Source organism: Streptococcus sp. 1559, assembly GCF_013276735.1.
Classification (GTDB): Bacteria; Bacillota; Bacilli; order Lactobacillales; family Streptococcaceae; genus Streptococcus; species Streptococcus pseudopneumoniae.
In genome coordinates this window covers 14,737-28,364 of sequence record NZ_VMLO01000022.1, presented here as the reverse complement: position 1 = coordinate 28,364, position 13,628 = coordinate 14,737, and the positions used below count along the sequence as shown (strand labels likewise).

Here is a 13,628-nt window from a genome sequence, read left to right as displayed (position 1 = left end):
CCAATACCAAGATGAAAATCATGGAACTGAACGCATTTAGTCAAGCGTAGGGAGGGAAAGAAAATGAGACCAAGACGATATCCGTATAGTGGGAAAAGAAAAAAGCAATCTGATAGACAGATCGCTAAGTTAAAAAGAGATATTGATGTAAATCGTACAAATATATCATCTTTAAAATTCGTTATAGAAACTTTAAGTAACCATCAGAATTATCGATAACTTGATAACCTTGAGCAGTTGCTTCTTCGATAATTTTAGCTTTAGACATTTCAAAATCAGATAACTGAATTACTGCGCTAGGTTTATCAGTAGTCGACTCTGAAAAATAAGATAATAGAATATTATCGAGATTTTCCCAGGTTAGTTTCTTAACAACGTGGTTTGGCTTATGGCTAAGCTTACTCATTTTTTGAACCTCTTTTCTGCTGAAGTTTTGACTAAAACGGGAGAGATCCTAGTCAAGATATATTATAACCCAAACACATTTGGTTGTCAACATATTGTATAAGAAAGGATTTAGTGTGCTTGAAAAGCACAACATATGGTGTTTTTTGATGTGGGATAAAATTGAAAAACAATTAAAAATAAAAGGCTGGTCGATGTATCGTTTAGCTAAGGAATCGGGTGTCCATCCATCTAATTTTTCAAATCTGAAGGCTGGTAGGATGAAAGAGATGTCGTGGACGAATATGTGCAAAATCGCTGATGCACTGGAAGTCAGCTTAGACGAATTAAGATAAGGGGGTGAGTGCGTGCAAAAGATGACGCTACGAGCGATAAGAACAAATTACAATTTATCTGCAAAAGAGGTTGCTGATAAGCTACAAATCCATCAACAAACATTGTTGAAATATGAGCATGACAGTTCTAAAATTCCAGTTGATTTATTAGACAAGCTAGCTCGTTTATACAACGTTAAAAAAGATTTTATTTTTTTAGGTAAAAAATACGAATTAAATCATAGTTTAGGAGAGATATGAATGACCAATACTTTACAGAGATAGACATGGATAATCACGAGAGATATTTTAAAATTCCGTATCGGCTAATAGAAGATGATTATTTCTCAGGATTAGATCCGCTAGCTGTTATGATTTATGGTATTTTAATCGATCGTGTTTCATTATCTCAAAAAAACAAACAACACTTTACTGACAAAGATGGACATTTGTATGTTATAGCTACCAATGCTGAAATATGTAATTGGATTAAAAAAAGCGAACCAGTAGTAATTAAATTAAAAAGAGAACTGATAGAACATGGTTTGTTGAAAGAAAGAAGGCAAGGTGTTAGGCTAGCAAATTTACTGTATCCTCAGAAATTAAGGACTAAAGAAACTTTAGTTCAAGAACTTAAAAATGTTAAGGGGATAACTAAAGAAACTTTAGTTCAAGAACTTAAAAATGTTAAGTCTAACCAACCTAATAATATCCAACCTGATATAACCAACCTTACTGAACCAGATGGTGCTGGTGATAACTATATAGATAGTATAAAGGACGCACCAGCAGAAAACGACCTTGGTATTGTTCACGATTGGATTTTTTCAGAGTTTGGCAGATACCCAACGCCGTTTGAGATTGAGGACTTGAAGGTATTCTTACAAGACCATAGTAAAGAGGTTATCAAGTTAGCAATCAAGGAATGTGTGGGCAATGGTAAACCTTACTTTAAGTATCTTGAGAGTATTTTGAGAGACTGGAAACAGAAAGGTCTAGTGACTGCTGAGTTGGTAGAGAATAGACAGAGACCGAAGCGGTCAAGTGGGAAGCCAAGCAGTGAGTTAAGATTGTCAGATGACGGTTACAACCCACGACTGGGATTCTAGGAGGGTGCTATGCGAGCAGTATCAAGAGATGAATTGCAGGGTAGATTTTTACAGATTGAAACCTTGAATACCCAATGCCCCAAGCATGAGGGAGTCTATATGTGGCGCTCAGTCAACCCTTGCACGCAGAATGTGCTGACTTATTGCCCTGAATGCGGACAGGAGAAAATCCACAGTCAAGCAGGAGAGCAACTGGCGCAAGCTGAGGCTCAAATTAGAAATACAAGGTCTTACTCTTTGTTTGCTAAGGAGAGTATTATTCCGCCTGATTTGAAGAATGCGACTATCGGCAGCTTTGAGATTCACACAGACCAAGATGCTGAGGCGGTCAATTTCGCTAAACGTGTGACGGTTGACTATGTGAAAGAGCGATATGAAGGGAATACGATTATCAGCGGTCCGCCTGGAGTTGGGAAGAGCCATCTAGCAATTGGAATTGCTAAGACACTGAACGAGAGTTTCCAGAAGTTCCAGTTGAAGCGCTCGGTGGTCTATATTCCCTCCATGGAACTATTCTCACGGATGAAAGACGCTTTTAGATACAAGGATTCCAAGTGGGAAGAAAGACGGACTATCCAGTTCTTGCAGAAAGTGGACTACTTGATTTTGGACGATCTTGGCAAAGAGTCAAGTGTAGGCGATGAAATCAAGCAGGGGAACAACTGGATGCAAAAAGTCCTGTATCAGATACTTGAAAACAGGACGAACACGATTATTACAACCAACTACGGGGGCAATCACTTGGAGAAACTTTACGAGAAAAGCCTCGTAGATAGAATAACGAAAGGAAACATGAAGACCAATGCGTTCAAATTTAGCAATGACACAGAGTCTAGACGCACCTTGTCAGCAAGTGACTATTAAAGAGCGTCAGCAGATTATTGAACAGTTTGAAGAAAAACATTACGGATTGTCTAGCTTGCTGAAAGAGCGGTTGTTGATTACAAGCGACTACCAATTTACAAGAAAGATGAACGAACTACGAGCCTTTGCCAGAAATGGCGGGATTTATACGAGTTAGGAGGTGAGGAAATGAGATCAAGACGATATCCGTATAGTGGACAAAAAGAGTCCACCTTCGTAAAGGCAGACCCTAAATTAGTAGAAAAACTTTTAAGACCACATAGTTTTTTTATTGATTCCGAAAGTCTGACAACAGCTCTGGATACAAAGAAAATTAGTTGTCGCTCTTTAGAATCCCAAGTTCTATCATGGAATTTACCAAAGTAACAATGGTACTTTTAGAAGTTGATTTTGACACATATTCAATAATGTTGACAATATGTTGAGTTTGTTCAGTATTGAGGTTTAAATCTAACGAACTTAATTCAGATACAACGTATTCTACTAATTGATTGTTTGAATTAAAATTTTGATCTATGTGTTTTGAAACAACTTCCATAAATTTATTAGAATCCATATTACATCTCCTTTCTGTTGAATTTTTGACTAAAACGGTGAGAGGTCCTAGTCAAGAATATTATAGCAATTTAGGAAGGAATCACATCAGTCTTGAGACTGATATAGGAGGTTGAATGGAAGATAAAATTATCGAACTTGCTGATTACTTCATCAGCGAATCTAAAACGTACAGAGAAGCAAAAATAGCGTGTGAGAAGCTATTGAAACAAGTCAGCCATGAGATAGAACTCAGGGCGATGGAAAGTAGGACAGTATGAAAGAAGCAGTAAAGGAATTTCTAAAATTCAGGAGCCGATTTACAAAAATAGAATGGTTTGAAATTAACCAAGCTATCGAAGCTCGTTTAAATCAAAAAGCCGACCAGTTGAAACTGGACGACTTAGATTTAGAAATCATTTCTAGCAGACTAGAAAAAGTTATCTAGAAACGATTTGAATGAACATTGGATGGATACGATAGTCAGCGCCACGATAGTGAATGTAGATATAATCCTGATGGTACATCGAGTTTGCTTCAGGTTTAGAAATTGGTGAGTAGAGTTCTGCATTTTCTTCCCACCAAATGTAAGGATTAGCCATATTTGGTCCCATTACACAATCGTCGTCGGCTGATAGGTTCACCCAATTTCCGCAAAGACATGCGTGAATTTCAGTCATAATATTACCTCCTTTCTGGTTTCATTATAGCAGAAAAGGAGATAGCAAAAAAGCACCTGACGGCAATCAGGCGCATGACAAAATTATTCAAGAAAATTATACCACGAAAGGAGCAAAAATGGAAACAGTTCAAATCGTGAGAATTAAAGACGTGATCATCGAGAAGATTTCTGCAAACGATGAAGAACTAGAGCACATCTTTGGATGTTCAAAACGACAAGCGGGAGATATGAGGCGAGAGATGAAAAAATTACCTAGTCAACAAAAATACCTTAGAAACGATGGTCAGCTTGTCACAATCAAAGGTTTTGATGCTTATCTGCAATATCGAGGCAGTCAATCATGGAAGAAAGAAATGTCTAAAACCGTTAAGATGACACGATAGCAGAATAATAACTACTAACTTTACAACAAACTACTACTAATCTAAATAAAAGAAAGGGATAACTGAGTTATCCACAGGAGAAAAACAATGATTAACAAAGACCAAATTATCAAAGCGCAACAGGAAAAAATTGAACGCATTGAACAGTTACAAAAAAAGCTACATAAATTATCTACGCTTGGATTGCTAACTACAAAACTTTTGGGGCTACCTAATGAGTTAGAAAAGCCGTTGAAAGTAACCCACGACATCTCACATGTCATCAAGGATGTATTGGATGGCATGAGCCCAAGTGAGGCGATTAAGCAGAATATGGCAGAAGAAGATGATGAAGAGGAAGAATAATGTTTGAACCACCATTAGTTAGCCAGCTTTTAGGAACTGGTGCAGTGATTTTAGGATTTATCGGTGCAGGGCTTCTAGCTCATCAGATGGATAAGCAGGAAGAGGAGAAAATCCGCCAGAAGGAAGAAGAAAGACGAGAAGAGCAAGAATTTGCGTCTATGATTATCCAAGGTTACAACCAAGCATACGAACGTGGTAGAGAGGCACAGCGACAAGAAATCCGCAAGAATATCCGCAGAGAGTTCAAAGGCTTCACCTACGACAACGAACCGCCTCAAGGATTGCGCCCTGAGCCTCTAGCCTTGCCAGAACCACGAAGATCACGCTATGAAAAGTATTTGGGGTAGAGCAAAGGAGACGCTAATGACTAGAATTGAACTTGAAAACCGTGTATGGCTTTTGGCCAATCATGAAGAAAAAAACGAATTGCTGGATCTTGGGCTAACATCCAAGGCCAGATATGTGAAACGAGTGCTTGAACTAGGGAAGGTGTATGCGCATGTTTGATTACGACAGAGATATAATGCAACCGCCTGAAGAACGTGAGGAACTTGACCCAAGCCAGTACATCTATGTTGGATGTGGGCAATATCGATACGTGGGGGATGAAGTATGATTCAGGAGCTACACGAAGAAATCGATAATTGGCGAGCTGAATATATGCATATCGGAATTGAACTCGGAGAAATCATCAACGACCAACAGGATATTATTTTGAAATTGCAAAACGAAAATAGACACTTAAAACGTGAAAATTGGAATTTGAAGAAGACGAAAGGAAGAAGAAAATGACAAATAATCAATTAGCAACGCAGACAAAACGTGATATTACTATTGACCCAAGTTCATTGACTGGGGCAGACATCAAAAAGTATTTTGACCCACAAAACCTGTTGACTGAAAAACAAATAGGTCAGGCTCTAGCCTTATGTAAAGGTCGCAATCTTAACCCATTTGCTAACGAGGTCTACATTGTGGCTTACAAAAATCGTAATGGAGGCACAGAGTTCAGTTTAATTGTCTCCAAAGAGGCTTTCTTGAAACGTGCCGCTCAATGTAAAGACTATGAAGGCTTTGAGGGTGGAGTAGTGGCGGCAGATAGCGAGGGTGTTATGCACGAACGCAAAGGGGCAATCATGCTCCCAGGAGACACATTGATAGGCGGATGGGCAAGAGTGTACCGCAAAAATTTCAAGGTACCTGTGGAGATCTTTGTTAGCCGTGAGGAATATGACAAGAAACAAAGCACTTGGAACTCTATGCCAGCTACTATGATTAGAAAGACGGCTCTGGTAAATGCTCTTAGAGAGGCTTTCCCTGAGGATTTAGGCAATATGTACACAGAGGATGACGGCGGAGAAACATTTGACCGTATCAAAGATGTCACACCTCAAGAAAGTCGAGAGGATGTCGTAACACGCAAGATGGCTCAGATTGAGCAATTCAATAAAGAACAAGAGGCGAATCACCCAGTTCCTGAACCTACTCAAGTTGAGAAGACAGTCCAAGGTGAACTCTTAGAAGAAATGGAGTACTAACATGCAAGAATTACAAGTAAGTGTAACACAAGCTCAGGTTGAAATTTTAGACCGTGAGTTGTTTGAACAAAATATTAAAGAGGTGGTAACGAAGTACCAGAATTACACAGTTACTGCTTCGACAATCAAGGACGATAAGCAGGTATTAGCTGATCTCAGAAAACTGTTCAAGCAGATATCTGATGAACGTATCAAAATCAAAAAGGTTTTGTCAAAAACCGCTGATGATTTTAACGAATACATCACAGAGCAGGTTGAACCGCTTGATGGTGTTATCAAAAAGATTGCGAAAGATGTCAAAGAGTTTGAAGACCACCAGAAAGCACTCAGACTGGATACTGTTAAGGGTTACATTACAAATAAGGCGTCAGAATACATGCTTGACCCTCGTCTATTTGACGAGAAGGCCCTTGAGTATGTCAAGGCTGGCGATTTCATGGCTGACGGCGTGACGCTTAAAAAAGCCACTATGAAGTCACTTGATGACATGGTCACATTTGAGTTTCAGAAACAAGAAGAATACAAGAAAACCATCTCAGCAATCTCAGGGCAATGCGCTGAGTACGGAATGACAGACCAGCCATATATTCGGATGTTGAAAGACATGACTTTGGTTGAAGTGTTGGAACAAATCAAGGCAGACTACGCTTTTGAAAAGCAAAAAGAAGAAGTTAGATTGGCTCAAGAGCGAGCTGAACGAGAACGTGAGGAAGTTTTAGCTCAGCAACAAGAGAAAGCGCCAAAATCAACGGAGACCGCAAAATTTGACCCAGAAACGGGCGAAATCTTAGACAGTAGGCAATTATCCCAAAACCAACAAGAAGCCGTCAGAGGGGCTGAAAACGGCTTAAAACGATATACCCAAAAAATGACCTTGGAAGTATATTTCGCCGACACGGAAGAAAAAGACTATTTCAAGAATAGCCTTGCGGATTTGGGATTTGAATACAAAAAAAATTACACTGTCCAAGGTTATCAACGAATTGAACCGTTGACGCAGGCAGAATTGGATGAACTGATTAAATAAACCAACTATTTCCATTTTGGAAACAACTCAAAAACCAACAAGCCGTGCATTCTTGTAAAACTGCGAACTAGAAAATGCGTCAGTGACATTTATGTGACTTTGGACGAATGGCGCAAAGAATTTCACTCACGCTTGCTTTGCTCACAATTTGGCAGGCGTGGGATTTTGGTAGAAAGTATGGCAGCGATGAGATTATGGAACTGAATGAGGTGTTTTGATGAATAGACTAAAAGAATTAAGACAAGAAAAAAAGCTATCTCAAAAGGAAATAGCAAAAGAAATGAGCATATCAGAAAAGACTCTATCACGCTGGGAAAACGGAGAAAGCCAAATTAAACCAGAAAAAGCAAAACAATTAGCTGACTACTTCGGGGTAAGCGTTGGGTATCTGTTGGGGTATGAAAGTAACCCATTGGAACGACTGGAAAGCTTAGTTGATGAACTAAAGGAACACAAGGACTTGTTAGGAGTTCTGGATTGGTACACAGTCTTTGATTTAGCTAATGACATTCTTGCAATAGCAAGCGTGGAAAAAGCTAGGTGTTTAGGGAGGTTGAATGAAGGAGAGATTGATCCTTAAATTTGAGTTAAACAGAAAGCAGATGATTAACTCAAATGATAGACCGCACTTTCATCAAAAGGCTAAAATCACTAAGTTTTTACGGCAGTTAGCTGCATATGAGGGCAACAATGTACTGAGAGATTACTTTGGCTTACCTTACAGCGAGGACAAACCTTGCAAGGTTAAGGTTCGGATATATCCTCCGACAAATCGGAAGTATGACCCACCGAACTGGTCGCCCACAAGCAAGGCTTTGTTTGATGGTTTGACGGACGCTAAGATTTGGACAGATGATAATTACAACGTGATAGTATCGACTGAATTCATGCACGGTGGCAAGTCCGGAAATAAGAATTATAGGATTGAGCTGGAGATTTACGAATATCACGAGATATTGCAGAGGATAGTTGATGGGATTTGATAGGAGGATAGAAATATGATTGGAGTAACCTATCAGGAAATTCATCTCTTTGTTGAGTTTTTGAAAAAGCAGTATGGGCAAGGGCGTCCAGACTATATTGAAGCCCTGAACGACTTAGACGGTATGGTGGAAGTCTCCTATAGAGAAGCTATTGAAAGATTTTTAGACGATGAAGTACGATAAACAGGTAGTAATCGAAGGACTGAAACGTACAATTGAGCAAAATGAAGAGAAGATAATCGAGTATTCGAAACCGTGCGATGCACGCAAGAGACGGATTAGAGCGCTGGAGCGCTATTCGTTGAGGAAAAAGAATAAAGAATTGAGACGGAAAGTGGAGGAGTTGGAAGATGAAAGTACAGCGATTAATTGAGAAGTATAAAAAACTTGAGGGTGTATGGAATACTGAAGGAGCAGAACTAGCTCGTCAAATTTTTCTGCAAGACTTGGAACAACTAGATAAACCGCAACCAGTCAAAGTTCCGCAGTTTGTGGCTGAATGGATTGAGGAAGCTAGAAAAGCTTGTAAAGACGTGGCAGAATTATTCGAATTTGATTTCACGAACGATGAAGTTAGGAAATGGTTTATGCAAGAAAGACCATTTGATTTAGTTGCTCGTGCATGGCTTGACGGCTACGAGGTCGAGGAAGAGAAGCGGTATATTGTTAGTCTGAATAATGGGCAACCTTTGACTAAAACGCAATCAGGGAAGGTTCTTTATTTTAACCAAAATATAATTACTGGAAATTATAAATTCACCCGCAAAGAACTTGAAGAAGCTGGTTTCGGCTGGGTGTTCGATTGCCCAGGGATTGAGATTGAGGAGGTTGAATATGATACAAACGCTTGAAGAAGGAATGAAGGATCAAAGTAAACGCATAAAAATCCCAATGGAAATTAGACCGTTTGATGTTGGTTATCGAATAGTGAATCAACATGGAAATCCGCTTGCCCTAAAAAACGGAGCAAGCATATTCGCTTTACCTTCGCTGGCCGAAAAAGCGATAAAGAAAGAGTTTAGTAAAAATGACCCAGACTTTGACATTGAAAAACATTTCGTTGAAGAGGTCGCTATTGTCAATTTAAGTAAATTTCATAGTTATTTTGAGGAGGTGGAATAATGGGAGATATACGAATACTAGACGCTTGTTGTGGCAGTCGTATGTTTTGGTTTGATAAAAATGAGAGTCATACAACTTTCATGGACATCAGACAAGAAAAATTTGAAATACATGGGAAAAAGGTAAACGTAAACCCTGACGTTGTCGGAGATTTTCGTGATATGCCATTCGATGATGAAACATTTAATTTAGTAGTATTCGATCCGCCACATTTGAAATGGGCAGGTCAAAACTCAATTATGCGATCACAATATGGCGAGCTGGATAAAGTTACCTGGCCGGAAGATTTAGCCAAGGGTTTTGAAGAATGCATGAGAGTTCTAAAAGTTGGAGGTACTCTAGTTTTTAAATGGTCTGATTGTCAAATCAACGTTAAAGAGGTTCTTAAATCTGTACCTTTTAAACCATTGTTTGGACAACAAAGAGGTACTACGCATTGGATGACGTTTATGAAATTTGAGGAGGTCACAGATTGAAACGATTCATAGCTATCTGGATTCTGGTATCTGCTGGACTAAACATCTGGCAGATGGACAGGATTCGAGAATTGGAAGAAAAGAAGCCGATGGTTATCTACAAGGCGGATAACGCAGGCGCTGAGATTTTCGGTAAAGTCGTCGAGAAAGGACGACACGGCAAATTATACACGCTTACGATTCGTGACTACGGGGTGTTTGTGGTTACGAAGGACGTGTATGAGAAAGTGAAAGTTGGGGATGAGGTGATGTTATGATACCAAAATTTAGAGCGTGGGATAGACTGCGAAAAGAAATGAATTACAAAGTCATGGTAGGCAATTGTGATCTAAGTGATGAAAACTGGACTTGTCCTATCATTTGGATTGAAGAGAAAAAAGATTGGTTACATTTTGATGATTATGAATGTATCATGCAATCAACAGGACTCAAGGATAAGAACGGCAAGGAAATCTTTGAGGGGGATGTTCTTGAAATTCAAGATGAAGGAGAAGTCCTTGGGAATGCAAAATTGACTTGGGATAATGAGCAAGCTGTCTTTATGATAGAAGCAATAAGTGTAGATGATATTGCGCCCTTTCATGAAATTCTTAGCGATGAAAGTTACTCTTATAGAGTCGTTGGCAACATCTACGAAAACAAGGAGTTACTAGATGCCTGACGTAGAATGGATTATGGAGAATTGCCATATGATGCGTGACAATGGTATCTGGGCAGGAGAGAAGCAGATTTCCTACGCTAGTCCAGATGGGCAATATACGTATTACGTAAACAAGCGTAAAGATGGCACTTATTATTTACATGGAGCGTATAAACATTATGGCAGGACGTAGATGGACAGAAGATGAGGTTGATTATATTTTACTAGCCCACAACGATAATGAAAGTACGGTTGAAGAGGTCGCTGATTTTTTAGGTCGTACAGTTAGTTCTGTCCGATGTAAGTCTGAGATAATCAACAAAGGAAAAGGTCAGTTTACAAAACGCCATTGGCAGGATGAAGAAATAAGAATTTTACGGCGCTATTATCAAAAAGTTCAAGATTTAAACCAGCTAGCTAAAATATTAAATCGAAGTTTAGACGCAGTGATTATAAAAGCGAACAGGCTCGGACTGCCTCGCAGAAAAAAGAAATGGGATATTTCAAAATACGATATAGAAACACTTGGAAAAATGGGCATGAGCTGTAGACAAATAGCATGCCAATTAGACAGACCACTTCGTCTGATTAGAGCGGTGGTTTATCATTATAAAATACCTGTCGGAAAAGAAGAAATTCAACAGCATCCTTGGAGTTTTGACAATGATATGATTTTTATGAGGAGGACTTAACATGACAGACAACATAAACAAACCAAGCCACTACCAAGGTGCAAACGGTCTTGAGGCTATCGATGTTGTGCATAACTTCGTTGGGAGCCTTTCCGGAGCGTCTGCTTTCTTTTGGGGCAACGCAATCAAGTATATGCTACGGTTTCAAAAGAAAAACGGTCTGGAAGACCTGAAGAAAGCACGTAAGAACCTTGATTGGTTGATTGAGGAGATGGAGCATGAGTGAATACGCTTTGTATGATGGCGACACCTTCATTACCATGGGCACTCTTGCTGAAATCAGCAAAGAAACAGGAATTGCCGAGAGGATGTTGAAGTATTACACTTTTGCATCTACACAAAAACGCCATCCGAATGGTAGGGTAGTCATAAAGATTGAGGTGGATGATGAAGGATAAATTAAATCCAAGACAAGCAAGTAGGTTTGCTTTCTTGCTAAAGCAAAAACGTAAGGAAAGGAAGTTGTCACAAGAAAAGTTAGCAGCTAAACTAGGCTATAGTCGCTACCTGATTGCTAAATGGGAGAAGGAGGAAAGTGTACCGAATATTTATAATGTAGAAGATATCTGTACTTACTTTGCTTTTCCTGCTGATATTATTCTCGGGAGTAGGGCATGAAAAAAGCCAGCACAGCTGACTCCTCATGGTATGGTTTCGCATAACTATTATATCATGAGGAGGAGTTCGTGTGCAAATAGAGTTATTGGATATCATCGATGAAAAGAAAACCAGAAAGGAAGCTATCAAAGTCCTAAAAAAATACAGTCGTCTGAGACGGATTGCTGGAGAAGAATACGCCCCCAAAATAACAATATCCTACTCGCTTGAACCAAAATCATCAAGTGGTCAGACAAGTAAGCAGGTAGAAAGCATGGTCTTGCGTAGAGTATCAGCTCAGCAGGATTTAGAACTAATCGCTAAAGCAATCAACAATCTTTCCGATATGGAATATACACGTATCCTAATCGAACGATATTGCAGGAAGAAAAGGAGGGAAGACTACAGCATCTACTCAGAACTAGGCTACTCATCTAGTGAGTATTATCGGATATTAAACAAAGCTCTATTAGAGTTTGCAGAGTCCTATCAAGCAAGCAACCTTTTGGTTTACAAGTGATTTCTGGGAAAATCTTGGGAAAAATCTGGGAAAATCTTGGGAAAAATCTGGGAAAATCTTGGGAAAAATCTGGGAAAATCTTGGGAGAATTGGAACGAAAAAAGGTGCTAAAATAGTATTATCCAATGATTGGGTAACGAACAGTCATGAGGACTCCTAAAAATACAGAGGTTTCGGCCTCTTAGACAGTAAGGACAGGTTAGCAGGTTGTTTGGGTCTCCTTGAAACTTTTACCAAGCGTGCGTTTTACTGCTAGACCAGCTGGTTCAATTCCAGCTACTGTCATATTCAATGCCACGACCAGTGGCTTTTTTTGATTATTTGAAAGGTGGTGATACTTGTTTTGAATATTGTAGAACCAATCAGGGATAAAGATGATATACAGGCTATGAAAGATTATCTGAGAGAATGGAATGAGCGTAATTATATTTTATTTCTTTTTGGTATCAATTCAGGTTTGCGAGTTGGTGACATTTTAAAAATTCGAGTAAAGGATGTTCAAGGTTGGTATATCAAACTGAAAGAACAAAAGACTGGGAAGAAGAAAAAGATTAAAATGACTAAAACTCTCAAACGTGAGGTTAGAGAGTATATACAAAATAAACCTCATCATCATTTTTTATTTCAAAGTAGAGTCGGAAAAAATAAACCACTTGATCGTAGGACTGTGGATTGGATTTTAAAAGTTGCTGCATCTGAGTGTGGTATTGAAAATATAGGAACTCATTCAATGAGGAAGACATTTGGATATCATTATTATAAAAAGACAAAAGATATAGCAATGTTGATGAGTTTGTTTAATCATTCATCACCAGCTATTACCTTAAGATATATAGGTATTCGTCAAGATCAACAGGACAAAGCGATGTCAAATTTTGGATTGTAGTTAACCAATTAGACATAACGAGTCAAACGCTAATTCATTTAGTGGATTACTGTATATCCTTATTGTGTTAGGCTTTTTGGCGACTGTTTGAATTAGACAGAATATAAGATATGTCTAATTGAACGCTAGAAAATATAGAGTAACAGCAATTTAAAATAGGTATCTTTAAGATAATTATTGACGAAAGATATAATGAACAAAGAATATTAAACAATGATTGAAGTTTCAACTCGAGAAGAACGAAACCAATTTTACAATTCCAATGAGTGGAGAACGATAAGAAGGCAAGCACTTAAACGAGATCATTACGAATGTGTATGGTGCAGGGATGAAGGCAAGGTCACGACTACTAATTTAGAAGTTGACCATATCAAGGAGCTAGAGTTCTATCCAGAGTTCGCGCTTGATATCGATAACCTACGAACATTGTGCAAAGCATGTCATAATAAAAGGCATGATCGTTTTGATAAGAATGACAGAAATTTCCGAAAAGATGAATGGTGGGGTTAGG

33 protein-coding genes and 1 pseudogene are annotated in these 13,628 nt (G+C 38.8%); 31 read left to right on the top strand and 3 right to left on the bottom strand.

Annotated features, from left to right (window positions below; translation table 11 throughout):
* Positions 1 to 181: 181 nt before the first annotated feature.
* Positions 182 to 406, bottom strand: a complete 225-nt coding sequence (locus HT688_RS04125; protein WP_138703520.1) for a hypothetical protein — start codon at positions 404 to 406, stop codon at positions 182 to 184.
* A gap of 148 nt (positions 407 to 554) precedes the next feature.
* On the opposite strand from HT688_RS04125, the gene HT688_RS04120 reads away from it, so the two are divergent.
* The 5 genes from HT688_RS04120 to HT688_RS04100 are packed head-to-tail and all read left to right on the top strand — an operon-like array spanning position 555 to position 2,849.
* The gene (locus HT688_RS04120) at positions 555 to 740 is read left to right on the top strand and encodes a helix-turn-helix domain-containing protein (protein ID WP_000263488.1); all 186 of its coding nucleotides are present in this window, start codon (positions 555 to 557) and stop codon (positions 738 to 740) included.
* 12 nt (positions 741 to 752) lie between these two features.
* Entirely contained in the window at positions 753 to 980 is a 228-nt protein-coding gene (locus HT688_RS04115) for a helix-turn-helix domain-containing protein (protein ID WP_015973623.1), read from the top strand.
* Complete coding sequence (locus HT688_RS04110; protein ID WP_138703521.1) at positions 977 to 1,828, top strand: replication initiator protein A; 852 nt, start codon at positions 977 to 979, stop codon at positions 1,826 to 1,828. The genes HT688_RS04115 and HT688_RS04110 overlap by 4 nt, the downstream gene beginning before the upstream one ends.
* Positions 1,829 to 1,837: 9 nt before the next feature.
* Positions 1,838 to 2,692 carry an ATP-binding protein gene (locus HT688_RS04105; protein WP_001203053.1) on the top strand — a complete coding sequence of 285 codons (855 nt, stop codon included), beginning with the start codon at positions 1,838 to 1,840 and terminating at the stop codon, positions 2,690 to 2,692.
* Positions 2,649 to 2,849 carry a hypothetical protein gene (locus HT688_RS04100; RefSeq protein WP_138700894.1) on the top strand — a complete coding sequence of 67 codons (201 nt, stop codon included), beginning with the start codon at positions 2,649 to 2,651 and terminating at the stop codon, positions 2,847 to 2,849. Before HT688_RS04105 ends, HT688_RS04100 begins: the two co-directional genes overlap by 44 nt.
* Before the next feature lie 156 nt (positions 2,850 to 3,005).
* Here HT688_RS04100 and HT688_RS04095 read toward each other — a convergent pair whose 3' ends face one another.
* Entirely contained in the window at positions 3,006 to 3,248 is a 243-nt protein-coding gene (locus HT688_RS04095) for a hypothetical protein (RefSeq protein WP_138703523.1), read from the bottom strand.
* Between the two features lie 115 nt (positions 3,249 to 3,363).
* Between HT688_RS04095 and HT688_RS04090 the strand changes: the two genes are divergently transcribed.
* Together HT688_RS04090 and HT688_RS04085 are read left to right on the top strand one after the other, a co-directional pair.
* Positions 3,364 to 3,507, top strand: coding sequence for a hypothetical protein (locus HT688_RS04090; protein ID WP_171039141.1), 144 nt, complete (start codon positions 3,364 to 3,366; stop codon positions 3,505 to 3,507).
* A complete protein-coding gene (locus HT688_RS04085) occupies positions 3,504 to 3,674 on the top strand; it encodes a hypothetical protein (protein WP_000656630.1) in 171 nt (56 codons plus the stop codon). Before HT688_RS04090 ends, HT688_RS04085 begins: the two co-directional genes overlap by 4 nt.
* On the opposite strand, the gene HT688_RS04080 is transcribed toward HT688_RS04085, so the two are convergent.
* Positions 3,667 to 3,828 carry a hypothetical protein gene (locus tag HT688_RS04080; protein WP_226323615.1) on the bottom strand — a complete coding sequence of 54 codons (162 nt, stop codon included), beginning with the start codon at positions 3,826 to 3,828 and terminating at the stop codon, positions 3,667 to 3,669. The two genes, HT688_RS04085 and HT688_RS04080, sit on opposite strands and share 8 nt — an antisense overlap.
* Before the next feature lie 196 nt (positions 3,829 to 4,024).
* Between HT688_RS04080 and HT688_RS04075 the strand changes: the two genes are divergently transcribed.
* The 24 genes and pseudogenes from HT688_RS04075 (at position 4,025) to HT688_RS03960 (ending at position 13,627) form a co-directional block, all read left to right on the top strand.
* Positions 4,025 to 4,291, top strand: coding sequence for a hypothetical protein (locus tag HT688_RS04075; protein ID WP_000450963.1), 267 nt, complete (start codon positions 4,025 to 4,027; stop codon positions 4,289 to 4,291).
* Between the two features lie 87 nt (positions 4,292 to 4,378).
* The gene (locus HT688_RS04070; RefSeq protein ID WP_000608473.1) at positions 4,379 to 4,636 is read left to right on the top strand and encodes a hypothetical protein; all 258 of its coding nucleotides are present in this window, start codon (positions 4,379 to 4,381) and stop codon (positions 4,634 to 4,636) included.
* Complete coding sequence (locus HT688_RS04065) at positions 4,636 to 4,983, top strand: hypothetical protein (protein WP_000462836.1); 348 nt, start codon at positions 4,636 to 4,638, stop codon at positions 4,981 to 4,983. Before HT688_RS04070 ends, HT688_RS04065 begins: the two co-directional genes overlap by 1 nt.
* A gap of 16 nt (positions 4,984 to 4,999) precedes the next feature.
* On the top strand, positions 5,000 to 5,143 hold the full coding sequence (locus HT688_RS04060; protein ID WP_000196747.1) for a hypothetical protein: 144 nt from the start codon (positions 5,000 to 5,002) through the stop codon (positions 5,141 to 5,143).
* Between the two features lie 105 nt (positions 5,144 to 5,248).
* Positions 5,249 to 5,428 carry a hypothetical protein gene (locus tag HT688_RS04055; RefSeq protein WP_172923579.1) on the top strand — a complete coding sequence of 60 codons (180 nt, stop codon included), beginning with the start codon at positions 5,249 to 5,251 and terminating at the stop codon, positions 5,426 to 5,428.
* Positions 5,425 to 6,174 carry a phage recombination protein Bet gene (bet, locus tag HT688_RS04050; protein WP_172923578.1) on the top strand — a complete coding sequence of 250 codons (750 nt, stop codon included), beginning with the start codon at positions 5,425 to 5,427 and terminating at the stop codon, positions 6,172 to 6,174. Before HT688_RS04055 ends, bet begins: the two co-directional genes overlap by 4 nt.
* 1 nt (position 6,175) lies before the next feature.
* Positions 6,176 to 7,201 (top strand): DUF1351 domain-containing protein, encoded by a 1,026-nt coding sequence (locus HT688_RS04045; protein WP_050222897.1) that lies wholly within the window; start codon positions 6,176 to 6,178, stop codon positions 7,199 to 7,201.
* Positions 7,202 to 7,418: 217 nt separating this feature from the next.
* Positions 7,419 to 7,605 (top strand): annotated as a pseudogene (relB, locus tag HT688_RS11685) (type II toxin-antitoxin system RelB family anti-toxin); the annotation flags it as partial.
* 153 nt (positions 7,606 to 7,758) lie between these two features.
* Positions 7,759 to 8,184: a RusA family crossover junction endodeoxyribonuclease gene (locus tag HT688_RS04035; RefSeq protein ID WP_050242940.1), complete on the top strand. Its 426-nt coding sequence runs from the start codon at positions 7,759 to 7,761 to the stop codon at positions 8,182 to 8,184.
* 15 nt (positions 8,185 to 8,199) lie between these two features.
* Positions 8,200 to 8,367 (top strand): hypothetical protein, encoded by a 168-nt coding sequence (locus HT688_RS04030; RefSeq protein ID WP_078929772.1) that lies wholly within the window; start codon positions 8,200 to 8,202, stop codon positions 8,365 to 8,367.
* Positions 8,354 to 8,557: a hypothetical protein gene (locus HT688_RS04025; protein ID WP_119941745.1), complete on the top strand. Its 204-nt coding sequence runs from the start codon at positions 8,354 to 8,356 to the stop codon at positions 8,555 to 8,557. Before HT688_RS04030 ends, HT688_RS04025 begins: the two co-directional genes overlap by 14 nt.
* The gene (locus HT688_RS04020; protein WP_119947180.1) at positions 8,535 to 9,035 is read left to right on the top strand and encodes a DUF1642 domain-containing protein; all 501 of its coding nucleotides are present in this window, start codon (positions 8,535 to 8,537) and stop codon (positions 9,033 to 9,035) included. Before HT688_RS04025 ends, HT688_RS04020 begins: the two co-directional genes overlap by 23 nt.
* Positions 9,019 to 9,306: a hypothetical protein gene (locus HT688_RS04015; RefSeq protein ID WP_119919603.1), complete on the top strand. Its 288-nt coding sequence runs from the start codon at positions 9,019 to 9,021 to the stop codon at positions 9,304 to 9,306. Before HT688_RS04020 ends, HT688_RS04015 begins: the two co-directional genes overlap by 17 nt.
* Positions 9,306 to 9,782: a class I SAM-dependent methyltransferase gene (locus tag HT688_RS04010; protein WP_000502463.1), complete on the top strand. Its 477-nt coding sequence runs from the start codon at positions 9,306 to 9,308 to the stop codon at positions 9,780 to 9,782. The genes HT688_RS04015 and HT688_RS04010 overlap by 1 nt, the downstream gene beginning before the upstream one ends.
* Positions 9,779 to 10,039, top strand: a complete 261-nt coding sequence (locus HT688_RS04005; protein ID WP_050261585.1) for a DUF1372 family protein — start codon at positions 9,779 to 9,781, stop codon at positions 10,037 to 10,039. The genes HT688_RS04010 and HT688_RS04005 overlap by 4 nt, the downstream gene beginning before the upstream one ends.
* A gap of 38 nt (positions 10,040 to 10,077) precedes the next feature.
* Complete coding sequence (locus tag HT688_RS04000; RefSeq protein ID WP_230558124.1) at positions 10,078 to 10,443, top strand: YopX family phage-derived protein; 366 nt, start codon at positions 10,078 to 10,080, stop codon at positions 10,441 to 10,443.
* Complete coding sequence (locus HT688_RS03995; RefSeq protein WP_001113499.1) at positions 10,436 to 10,615, top strand: hypothetical protein; 180 nt, start codon at positions 10,436 to 10,438, stop codon at positions 10,613 to 10,615. Before HT688_RS04000 ends, HT688_RS03995 begins: the two co-directional genes overlap by 8 nt.
* Positions 10,602 to 11,114, top strand: a complete 513-nt coding sequence (locus HT688_RS03990) for a GcrA cell cycle regulator domain protein (protein ID WP_007284829.1) — start codon at positions 10,602 to 10,604, stop codon at positions 11,112 to 11,114. Before HT688_RS03995 ends, HT688_RS03990 begins: the two co-directional genes overlap by 14 nt.
* Position 11,115: 1 nt before the next feature.
* On the top strand, positions 11,116 to 11,340 hold the full coding sequence (locus HT688_RS03985) for a DUF3310 domain-containing protein (protein WP_101514642.1): 225 nt from the start codon (positions 11,116 to 11,118) through the stop codon (positions 11,338 to 11,340).
* Positions 11,333 to 11,512, top strand: coding sequence for a hypothetical protein (locus tag HT688_RS03980; protein ID WP_172923577.1), 180 nt, complete (start codon positions 11,333 to 11,335; stop codon positions 11,510 to 11,512). The genes HT688_RS03985 and HT688_RS03980 overlap by 8 nt, the downstream gene beginning before the upstream one ends.
* The gene (locus tag HT688_RS03975; protein ID WP_000653363.1) at positions 11,502 to 11,732 is read left to right on the top strand and encodes a helix-turn-helix domain-containing protein; all 231 of its coding nucleotides are present in this window, start codon (positions 11,502 to 11,504) and stop codon (positions 11,730 to 11,732) included. Before HT688_RS03980 ends, HT688_RS03975 begins: the two co-directional genes overlap by 11 nt.
* A gap of 70 nt (positions 11,733 to 11,802) precedes the next feature.
* The gene (locus tag HT688_RS03970) at positions 11,803 to 12,231 is read left to right on the top strand and encodes an ArpU family phage packaging/lysis transcriptional regulator (RefSeq protein WP_023940104.1); all 429 of its coding nucleotides are present in this window, start codon (positions 11,803 to 11,805) and stop codon (positions 12,229 to 12,231) included.
* Positions 12,232 to 12,574: 343 nt separating this feature from the next.
* Positions 12,575 to 13,117: a site-specific integrase gene (locus HT688_RS03965; protein WP_001028145.1), complete on the top strand. Its 543-nt coding sequence runs from the start codon at positions 12,575 to 12,577 to the stop codon at positions 13,115 to 13,117.
* A gap of 213 nt (positions 13,118 to 13,330) precedes the next feature.
* Positions 13,331 to 13,627 (top strand): HNH endonuclease, encoded by a 297-nt coding sequence (locus tag HT688_RS03960; protein ID WP_050971655.1) that lies wholly within the window; start codon positions 13,331 to 13,333, stop codon positions 13,625 to 13,627.
* The last annotated feature ends 1 nt before the right edge of the window (position 13,628 follow it).